This window comes from Waterburya sp. (genome assembly GCF_058530065.1).
Map to the genome: position 1 here is coordinate 1 of NZ_JBZNBU010000329.1, position 1,104 is coordinate 1,104.

General features: G+C 40.3%; 1 protein-coding gene. It reads right to left on the reverse strand.

The features are described 5' to 3' along the window. Positions 1 to 1,104 (reverse strand): cation:proton antiporter (locus tag AC33VI_RS19540; protein ID WP_491783933.1); only part of this gene is annotated, 1,104 nt, incomplete at both ends.

A 1,104-nucleotide genomic window follows, 5' to 3' on the forward strand; every position in this document is an offset into this window, starting at 1 on the left:
CCCTGCACTAAAAGAGTAAATAAAACTACTCCAAATACTGTATCGATAATCTCTTGTCTACCAGTTAAAAAAGCGGGAACACTCAAAGCCAAGGCAATAGATACCGAACCCCGCAGCCCTCCCCACCATAAGACAGTTTGTTCTCGCCAATCAGTTTTTACTCCACTAATGAGATTACTAAGATTGCCCAAACCAAAAATAACGATCGCTCTTGTGACTAAAACTGCTGCGATCGCAACCAAAATAAGATCTAAGTTATCATTTAAACTGGTAAAGTTTATCTGATCTCCTATTAGCAAAAAGACAATAGAATTGACGAAAAAGGCTAAAAATTCCCAAAATTCCGAAACTAGCAGTCTAGTGCGAGGATTCATACCAATACGCGAGCCAAAATTGCCCAAGATCACCCCAACTGTGACAACCCCGATAACTCCTGAGCCTCCTAATTCTTCTGTTGCCAAATAAGTACCGTAAGCCGATACCAAGGTTAAAGATTGTTCTACCAAAGGAAGATCGAAACGTTGAGTAAGATAAGAAATCCCAAAACCAATTACACTACCAATACCCAACCCAATACCGACAAAAGTGAGGAATTTTACAATGGTGGTGGGCAAAGAAAACGCTTCAATACCTAAAGGAATTCCTACCAGTAGCACAAAAGCAACTACTGCTACACCGTCATTAAATAAACTTTCTCCTTCCATCAGAATAGTCAACCGTTTACTAGCACCCAATTCTCGAAACAATGCCACTACAGAAACGGGATCGGTGGCTGATAAACTTGCTCCTACCAGTAAAGCAGTGGCTAAAGAAAGACTGGTAAAAGTGCTTAATGCCCAAGCCATTCCCAAGACAGAAATAATTACTCCCACCACAGCAAATAAAGTAACTGGTACTAGGCTATCTTTTAAACTACGCCACCTGATATTCCAAGCAGCTTCAAACAAAAGGGGTGGTAGAAAAATTTCTAAAATCAACTCAGGAGAAAGATTGACTAGCCGAATATCAACAAAAGCCAAGCCTAAACCCACAATTACCAAGAGTAAAGTGTAAGGAATTTGTCGAAACCAGCTAAAAATACGGGAAACCGTGGCAACAGTCAAA